Origin of the sequence: Phytobacter massiliensis JC163, from assembly GCF_000321045.1 — a bacterium.
Lineage (GTDB): Bacteria > Pseudomonadota > Gammaproteobacteria > Enterobacterales > Enterobacteriaceae > Phytobacter_A > Phytobacter_A massiliensis.
The window spans coordinates 1,698,609-1,707,013 of sequence record NZ_HE578945.1; the positions used below are offsets into that span (position 1 = coordinate 1,698,609).

Below are 8,405 nucleotides of genomic sequence, written 5' to 3' on the forward strand. Positions count from 1 at the left end.
TTTGACTGGGTCGCCTTCGATGAAGCGCGCCCGCTTCCGGTTTCCATTCCCTCTTTACCGCTTGATCTGCGGGTCATTCTGGTTGGCGAACGGGAATCTCTGGCGGACTTTCAGGAGATGGAGCCAGAACTGGCGGAGCAGGCCATTTACAGCGAGTATGAAGAAAACCTGCAGATTACCGATGCAGACAGCATGGCGCTCTGGCGCCAGTGGGTAGAATGCACGGCGAAGCAGGCGGCGTTACCAACTCCTGCGACCGATGCATGGCCCGTGCTGATCCGTGAAGCCGTGCGCTACACAGGCGATCAGGAGACATTACCGCTGTGCCCGCTCTGGCTGATGCGCCAGCTGCGTGAAGTGGCCACAATGACCGATGAGGCGCAGTTTAATGCTGAGCAGCTTACCACCATGCTGGCCCAGCGCGAATGGCGTGAGGGCTATCTGGCCGAGCGCATGCAGGATGAAATTCTGCTTGAGCAGATTCTTATCGAAACCGAAGGCGAGCAGGTAGGCCAGATTAATGCCCTTTCAGTGGTTGAATTTCCTGGCCATCCGCGCGCTTTCGGCGAACCCTCGCGCATTAGCTGTGTGGTGCATATCGGCGACGGCGAATTTAATGATATCGAGCGTAAGGCTGAACTGGGCGGGAACATTCATGCAAAAGGCATGATGATTATGCAGGCGTTTCTGATGTCTGAGCTGGAGCTGGATCAGCAACTCCCCTTCTCCGCCTCGCTGACGTTTGAGCAGTCCTACAGTGAAGTGGACGGCGACAGCGCCTCAATGGCCGAACTGTGCGCCCTGATAAGCGCGCTCGCGGAAGTGCCGGTAAATCAAAGTATCGCTATTACCGGTTCAGTCGATCAGTTTGGCCGCGCGCAGCCCGTTGGCGGACTGAATGAAAAGATTGAAGGGTTCTTTACCATCTGCCAGCAGCGCGGCCTGAACGGCAAACAGGGCGTTATCGTGCCCGCTGCCAATATACGTCATCTTTGCCTGGCCCAGCCTCTGCTGGACGCGGTAAAAGCGGGGCAATTTTCCATCTGGGCCATTGAAGATGTGGCGGATGCGCTACCCTTATTAACCGGCCTGCCTTGGGATGCCGAAGGGCAAACCACCCTTAAGCAGACCGTACTTGAGCGTATTGCCCAGGCAACGCAGCAGGATGCGCGCCATCGCTATCCCTGGCCGTTGCGCTGGCTGAACTGGTTTACGCCTAACTGATCGGACTTGTTGAGCGTACACGTGTTAGCTATCCTGCGTCCGAAACTCACAATAAGGCTTACTTAGAACATGGTAGATAAACGCGAATCCTATACAAAAGAAGATCTTCTTGCCTCTGGTCGCGGAGAGCTGTTTGGCGCGAAAGGCCCGCAATTACCGGCCCCGAACATGCTGATGATGGACCGTGTGGTTAAAATGACCGAAAACGGTGGGAACTTCGACAAAGGTTACGTTGAAGCAGAGTTAGATATCCACCCGGATATGTGGTTTTTTGACTGCCACTTTATCGGCGATCCGGTTATGCCGGGCTGCCTCGGTCTCGACGCAATGTGGCAGTTGGTAGGGTTCTATCTGGGCTGGCTCGGCGGCGAAGGCAAAGGCCGCGCGCTGGGCGTGGGTGAAGTGAAGTTCACCGGTCAGATTCTGCCGACGGCGAAGAAAGTCACCTATCGCATTCATTTCAAGCGCGTCGTTAATCGTCGTCTGATTATGGGTCTGGCTGATGGCGAAGTACTGGTAGACGGTCGCGTTATCTATACCGCGACTGACCTCAAAGTAGGTCTGTTCCAGGATACTTCTGCTTTCTGATGGGCTGCCTGTTCAGGCAATAAAGACGTAAAAAGGCGAAACCTCCGCTTTGCGGAGGTTTCTTTTTAAAGAGACAGAATCAGGCAATGACGGCCCTGTCCTCCATGGCTTCTCGCCAGCCTCCCAGCCAGTGTGACCTCTGATTCAGCGTCTGGTATGGACACATTTCTTTTGGCCGTCCAGTAATACCGGCCTGATAACCACGTTGATGAGCCCGTTCCAGGCGATCTCGTTTTTGTCTCTTCATGCCTCGTTTCCCTCATTTTTTGATCTGGTGGAAAAGAAAACAGTGGTTACTAAATATGCAACCACAGGCTACGAATACCGCGAAAAACGAGCGCAGTCAATGCGCAAAATTCACGCCAGCGTCATAAATGTGACGCATACGGAAGATCATTTGTACAAAATCTGTGAACCAGCACAGGTATCTTGCCGGCTTAAAAGATAAAAAAACCGCCAGGGGGAAGCCCCGTGGCGGCGTGCTCAATGCTTATTTTTCTTTACGGCAGGCGGTTAAGCTCACTGGCAATGCTGGTGGCCTCCTGCTGCCAGGCCTGCGCCAGCACCTTCACCATCTCATCATAGCCGTCGCGCTGCTGCTTAAGCTCAATGTGGAACGGCCTTTTAATCAGCTGCCCTTTATGATTCAGCAGCCACTCGCCGCTCACGATAACCCGGCCATCGTAGCGGCCATGAAAACCGGTCACCGAAACATTGAGAATATCCTGCTCGCTGCCCAACGGCTGCGAGGCGACCACCCACCCTGGCAACGAATTGCTCAGATTCGCTACCAGCGTGGCGCGCAGCTGTTGATCGAGGGGGCTCGCCCAGAGATTATTCGCGGCGATAACGTACTGCACGTCGGTGGTCTGGTAGACCACGCCGTTACCGGCAAGATAATCCGGAACGGCAACCTGCTCAACCCACAGCAGATGCTGGCCCCGCGCATCGCTTTGCGAAACGCTCCCCTGCGGCGGCGACGGCAGCTGATAATAGCTTTTGCTCTCCTCGCCTGAGCTACAGGCGGTGAGCAGCACCGCCAGAAGCGCTATTGTTCCTTTTTTCATTCTTTCGCCCTCTTCGGCTGCGGATCCGCTTTGCCTTTGGCTTCAAAGACCAGCGCGTTACTCTTGTCGTTGAGCGTTTTCAGTACCGGCTGCAGTTCACGCAGCACCTGATCGAGCCGCTGCATATCCGCCACCATTTTGTTGTAAGCCGCTGAGCCTGGCTGGAAGCCTTGCATACTGCGATTCAGTTCGCGCAGCGTGCCCTGCATATCCGCCGGAAGCTGCTGCATAGACTGGCTGGCGGTAATCTTATTGAGATTATCCAGCGTAGACTGCAGACGGCGCATCGTCTGCTGGGTCTCGCTCAGCGTACTGGTTGCCTGCTCAATCATCGGGTTAAGCGGCAGATTGTTAATCTTATCAAGCGTATCCATCAGACGCTGCTGGATCTGCGCAAGGCCGCCGCTCATGGTCGGGATAATCCGGTAGCCGTCGAATGCCGGCATATCTTTTAACGGCGGCGCTTTCGGGTAGAAATCGAGATCGACATAAAGCGCGCCGGTAACAATATTGCCGGTTTTCAGCGAGCCGCGCAGACCGCGCTTCATCAGCTCCGTCAGGTGCTTATCCATATCCGGATCCTGGCCAAATTGATTAACCAGCCGTTCCGGCTCGATACGAACCAGCACCGGGATGCGGTAGTCATCGTTCAGCTTCTGACGCATTTCCGGCGTGAAGAACGGCACTTTCGACACCGTACCCAGGCGAATCCCGCGGAACTCGACCGGCGCGCCAGGCTGCAGCCCGCGAATGGAGTCTTTAAAGAACATCAGGTAGTCGATATGGTCGGTATAGAGCGACTCCTGAATGCTGCGCTGATCGTCATACAGCATAAAGGCCGTTTTCTCCGCCACCGGCTGGCCGATGTCCAGGCTTTCCGGCACGTCAAAACTGACGCCGCCGCCAAAGAGCGTGGTGAGCGACCCCATCTCTACCCGCATACCTGCGGACGTTAAATCCACCGCGATGCCGCTGTCTTTCCAGAAACGCACGTTGCTGGTGACCAGCCTGTCGTTCGGCGCATTGATAAACAGCTGGTAGCTCATTGTCCGTTTTTGCGTGTCGAAGGTGCTGGTCTCTACCGAGCCAACGCGATAGCCACGGAACAGCACCGGATCCCCAGGCGAAAGCTGGCCGGCCTTTTTGCTGTCGAGAATAATACGGATACCTTTCGCATCAGGCGGCGCCAGCGGTGGCGCATCCAGCAGCTTATAGCTGTCCGGCTGGCTCCCCTTTTTGCCCGGCTGAAGCTCAATATACGCGCCGGAGAGCAGCGTCCCCAGCCCGCTAATTCCCTCGCGCCCAACCTGCGGTTTGACCACCCAAAAAACCGAGTCGCCATACAGTAGCTTTTCCATACCGGCATTAAGGCGGGCTTTGATCTCTACATGGGTGAGATCGTCGGTGAGCGTCGTGCTTTCCACTACCCCGACATCAACGCTGCGGCTTTTGATGGTGGTTTTACCGCCCACAATCCCTTCGGCGTTGTTGGTGATCAGGGTCACTTCTGGCCCCTGATGGCTGTAGTGATAGAAGAGGATCCATGCGCCAATCAGAGCCGTAACGATAGGAAATATCCATACGGGCGACCAGTTTCTCACTTTCTGTACTTTCGCCTCTCCAGCGGTTTTCTCCATCTTTTTACGACTCCTCATGGCTTGATTCAGGCTCGCGATCCCAGCTCAGGCGAGGATCGAAAGTCATCGCCGCAAACATGGTAATAATGACAACCAGCGCAAACATTAGCGCGCCCATGGCCGGATAAATGTTCATCAATCCCCCCATGCGCACCAGCGCTGACAGTACCGCAATAACAAAGACATCAATCATTGACCAGCGGCCAACGAATTCAACAATTTCGTAGATCAAATGCATCCGCTCGCTGTCGCGCTTGCCGTGCCCTTTCGCATCCCAGCACAGCCAGGCGATAGCGATCATTTTCAGCGTCGGCACCATAATACTGGCGATGAAAATAACCAGCGCCACCGGGTATGACCCTTCGCTCCAGAGCAAAATCACCCCGGCCAGAATAGTGGACGGCATCCGGTCGCCAAGCAGATCGGTTATCATGATCGGCAGAATATTGGCGGGCAGATAGAGCAGAATAGAGGTCACCAGCAGCGCCAGCGTCCACTGCAGGCTGTTTCTGCGCCGGATATACCCTTTGGTATGGCAGCGCGGGCAGATGGGGTTATCTGCGGCCACCACCGCCGCGCAGCAGGGGCAACAGCGCAGCCCCTGGCGGATGCCCGGCACGCCTACCCGCAGCGGCGTCGCGGGCAGCGGCGCAGGGGCGATATCGTCCCACAGCCAGAGCCGGTCGACGCACTGGAAGGTGCGCAACTGCAACAGACAAAAGAGGCACCACGGAATAAAGCTGCTGCCAATGCCCACATCGCCGTACGCCATCAGCTTAACGAAACTGACCAGCACGCCGGCGAGGAATATTTCCGCCATACCCCAGGTTTTAAGTTGAAAAAGCACCCGCGCCAGGAAGGTTTTCAGGCTCAGGGACATTTTTACCCGGTTAACCAGCAGCAGAATGGTGACGAGGCAGAAGGCTGGCACCAGCTGGACAAACAGTAAAAAGAATGTGCCGAGGCTGGCGTAGTCTTCCGAAAACATCACCCCCGGGATCTCCAGCAGGGTAACTTCACTGGTAACGCCTGCCACTTTCATGTTCACAAAGGGGAACAGATTGGAGAGCAGCAGCATAAACAGCGCCACCAGCGCATAGGCGGTAGGACGCGCCCGCGGCTCGTCCCATTCGGTGGTTAACGTGGTGCCGCAGCGCGGGCAGGTCGCTTTATGGCAATGCCGCAGCTCCGGCAGCGCAACCAGCAGGTCGCACTGCATGCACAACGTATGACGCGTGGCGTGGTGGTGTTCACACATACGGATTCCCTGAATTATGCGCCGTTTTTCAGCGCCTCCAGATACTCCCAGCGTTCAAACGCTTCCTCCAGCGCCTGCTCCGCCGAAGAGAGGTCGGCTAATACTTTTTGCGTCTGCTCATGAGGCTGGGCAAAGAAGCTGGCGTCCGCGACCTGCGCCTGCAGCGCTTCCAGTTCGGCCTCCAGCGTTTCCAGTTTTTGCGGCAGCTGTTCCAGTTCACGTTGCAGGTTATAGCTTAGTTTGTTACTGCCTCGTTTGACAGTTTCCGCTTTGCTCTCTGCCACCGCCGCCGGTTTTTTCACCGCTGGCGCTTTTTGCGCAAGCGAAGCCGACTGCTGGCCACGGGCGTCATGGTAGCCGCCGACGTATTGTCCTATCTGGCCGCCGCCTTCAAAAATCCAGCACTCGGTTACGGTATTATCCACAAACTGACGGTCGTGGCTCACCAGCATTACCGTGCCCTGATAGCCGTCGATAAGTTCTTCCAGCAGCTCCAGCGTTTCGACATCCAGATCGTTGGTCGGTTCATCGAGGATCAAAAGGTTGCTGGGTTTCAGGAACAGGCGCGCCAGTAAAAGCCGGTTGCGTTCGCCGCCGGAGAGCGCGCGTACCGGGGTCATTGCCCGCTTAGGATGGAAAAGAAAATCCTGCAAGTAGCCGAGCACGTGGCGCGGCTTGCCGTTGACCATGACTTCCTGTTTGCCTTCGGCAAGGTTATCCATCACCGTTCTGTCGGGATCGAGTTCGGCGCGGTGCTGGTCGAAATAGGCGACTTCCAGTTTGGTGCCGCAGTGAATGCGTCCGCTGTCGGCCTTCAGCTGGCCGAGCATCAGCTTAAGCAGGGTGGTTTTCCCGCAGCCGTTCGGCCCAATCAGGGCGATTTTGTCCCCGCGTTGCACCTGAGCGCTGAAATCCTTCACCAGTACTTTGCCATCAACCTGGTAGTTCACGTTCTCCATTTCGAAGACGATTTTGCCTGAGCGAACCGCCTCCTCTACCTGCATCTTCGCGCTACCCATCACGTCGCGGCGTTCGCTACGCTCGCGGCGCATGGCTTTCAGGGCTCGCACGCGGCCTTCGTTACGGGTCCGACGCGCTTTAATACCCTGACGGATCCAGACCTCTTCCTGCGCCAGCTTGCGGTCGAACTCCGCGTTCTGCAGCTCTTCAACCCGCAGCGCCTCCTCTTTTTCCAGCAGATACTGGTCGTAATCCCCTGGGTAGGAGACCAGCTTGCCGCGATCGAGATCGACAATCCGGGTGGCCATATTGCGAATAAATGAGCGATCGTGAGAGATGAAAATGATCGTTCCGCCAAAGCCTTTCAGGAAGCCTTCGAGCCAGTCGATGGTTTCAATGTCGAGGTGGTTGGTCGGCTCGTCAAGCAGCAGCACGCGCGGGCCGCTCACCAGCGCCCGCCCCAGCGCGGCTTTACGCAGCCAGCCGCCGGAGAGGGAAGAGAGCGCCATATCCGGCTCCAGCCCAAGCTGGGCCAGCACTTCATTAATGCGGTTCTCAAGCTGCCACAGGCCGTGATGATCGAGCAGCTCCTGCAGGCGAGCCATTTCAGCGAGATTTTTGTCGCTGGGATCGCTCATCACCAGGTGCGAAATCTCATGATAGCGCTTGAGGTATTCCGCCTGCTCTTCGATACCTTCGGCAACAAAGTCATACACGCTGCCGCTCACATCACGCGGCGGGTCCTGTTGCAGACGCGCCACCACCAGATCCTGTTCGTAGACGATACGCCCATCATCCAGGCCTATCTCCCGGTTCAGAATCTTCATCAGGGTCGATTTACCGGCGCCGTTGCGCCCAACCAGACAGACGCGTTCGTTTTCTTCGATATGCAGTTCAGCATTATCGAGCAGAGGAGCGTCGCTGAACGACAGCCACGCGCCATGCATACTGATCAATGACATCTTTTAATCCTTTCAGGCCGCGGTAATCAGCCAGCAGTTGTGGATCTGACGGTTACGGGCGAAGTCCTGGGACAAGGTTTTTTGGGTGATTTCTTGTGCTTTCAGCCCCAGTTCCGCCAGCCCGTCGGTATCCATGCGGAAACCGCGCTTGTTGTTGGAAAACATAATAGTGCCGCCTTTACGCAGCAGGCGTTTCAGATCTTTCATCAGCGCCATATGGTCGCGCTGTACATCGAATGACTCCTCCATCCGCTTGGAGTTGGAGAAGGTCGGCGGATCGATAAAGATCAGATCGAATTGTTCGTCCGTTTCACGCAGCCAGCCCAGCACATCAGCCTGCAGCAGGCGATGGGCGCGACCGGTCAGACCGTTGAGACGTAGATTGCGCTCCGCCCACTCCAGATAGGTGCGCGACATATCAACGGTGGTGGTGCTGCGCGCGCCGCCAAGGCCGGCATGAACGCTGGCGCTGCCGGTGTAGGAGAAGAGGTTAAGGAAATCTTTGCCTTTGCTCATCTGCCCCAGCATCCGGCGGGCGATACGGTGGTCAAGGAACAGGCCGGTATCCAGATAATCGGTCAGGTTGACCCACAGACGCGCGTTATATTCGCTGACCTGCAGAAACTCCCCTTTCTCATTCATCTTCTGATACTGATTTTTGCCCTTCTGCCGCTCGCGGGTTTTGAGCACCAGCTTATTCGGCGCAATC

Annotated in this window: 8 protein-coding genes; 2 read left to right on the forward strand and 6 right to left on the reverse strand. The window is 56.3% G+C overall.

From position 1 onward, the window contains the following. On the forward strand, positions 1-1,224 hold a 1,224-nt coding region (locus tag ENTHG_RS08405), incomplete at its 5' end, for a S16 family serine protease (protein WP_044177826.1). A gap of 69 nt (positions 1,225-1,293) precedes the next feature. Further along, entirely contained in the window at positions 1,294-1,812 is a 519-nt protein-coding gene (gene fabA / locus ENTHG_RS08410) for a bifunctional 3-hydroxydecanoyl-ACP dehydratase/trans-2-decenoyl-ACP isomerase (protein WP_044177827.1), read from the forward strand. Positions 1,813-1,891: 79 nt separating this feature from the next. Here fabA and rmf read toward each other — a convergent pair whose 3' ends face one another. The 6 genes from rmf to ENTHG_RS08440 all read right to left on the reverse strand — a co-directional run. Continuing rightward, entirely contained in the window at positions 1,892-2,059 is a 168-nt protein-coding gene (gene rmf / locus ENTHG_RS08415; protein WP_044177831.1) for a ribosome modulation factor, read from the reverse strand. A gap of 253 nt (positions 2,060-2,312) precedes the next feature. Continuing rightward, entirely contained in the window at positions 2,313-2,879 is a 567-nt protein-coding gene (gene pqiC, locus ENTHG_RS08420; RefSeq protein WP_044177833.1) for a membrane integrity-associated transporter subunit PqiC, read from the reverse strand. Beyond that, the gene (gene pqiB / locus ENTHG_RS08425; protein ID WP_044177835.1) at positions 2,876-4,516 is read right to left on the reverse strand and encodes an intermembrane transport protein PqiB; all 1,641 of its coding nucleotides are present in this window, start codon (positions 4,514-4,516) and stop codon (positions 2,876-2,878) included. The genes pqiC and pqiB overlap by 4 nt, the downstream gene beginning before the upstream one ends. A 4-nt stretch (positions 4,517-4,520) precedes the next feature. Beyond that, a complete protein-coding gene (pqiA, locus tag ENTHG_RS08430; RefSeq protein ID WP_044177838.1) occupies positions 4,521-5,774 on the reverse strand; it encodes a membrane integrity-associated transporter subunit PqiA in 1,254 nt (417 codons plus the stop codon). Between the two features lie 14 nt (positions 5,775-5,788). Further along, positions 5,789-7,696, reverse strand: a complete 1,908-nt coding sequence (locus ENTHG_RS08435; RefSeq protein WP_044177841.1) for an ABC transporter ATP-binding protein — start codon at positions 7,694-7,696, stop codon at positions 5,789-5,791. A 12-nt stretch (positions 7,697-7,708) separates the two neighbouring features. Further along, the coding region (locus ENTHG_RS08440; RefSeq protein ID WP_044177844.1) for a class I SAM-dependent methyltransferase at positions 7,709-8,405 on the reverse strand (697 nt) is incomplete at its 5' end.

What these genes read in the sequence shown, in the direction of transcription:
- fabA (WP_044177827.1), top strand. Translation starts at nt 1,294, where the DNA reads ATGGTAGATAAACGCGAATCCTATACAAAAGAAGATCTTCTTGCCTCT.
- rmf (WP_044177831.1), bottom strand. Translation starts at nt 2,059, where the DNA reads ATGAAGAGACAAAAACGAGATCGCCTGGAACGGGCTCATCAACGTGGT.
- pqiC (WP_044177833.1), bottom strand. Translation starts at nt 2,879, where the DNA reads ATGAAAAAAGGAACAATAGCGCTTCTGGCGGTGCTGCTCACCGCCTGT.
- pqiB (WP_044177835.1), bottom strand. Translation starts at nt 4,516, where the DNA reads ATGGAGAAAACCGCTGGAGAGGCGAAAGTACAGAAAGTGAGAAACTGG.
- pqiA (WP_044177838.1), bottom strand. Translation starts at nt 5,774, where the DNA reads ATGTGTGAACACCACCACGCCACGCGTCATACGTTGTGCATGCAGTGC.
- ENTHG_RS08435 (WP_044177841.1), bottom strand. Translation starts at nt 7,696, where the DNA reads ATGTCATTGATCAGTATGCATGGCGCGTGGCTGTCGTTCAGCGACGCT.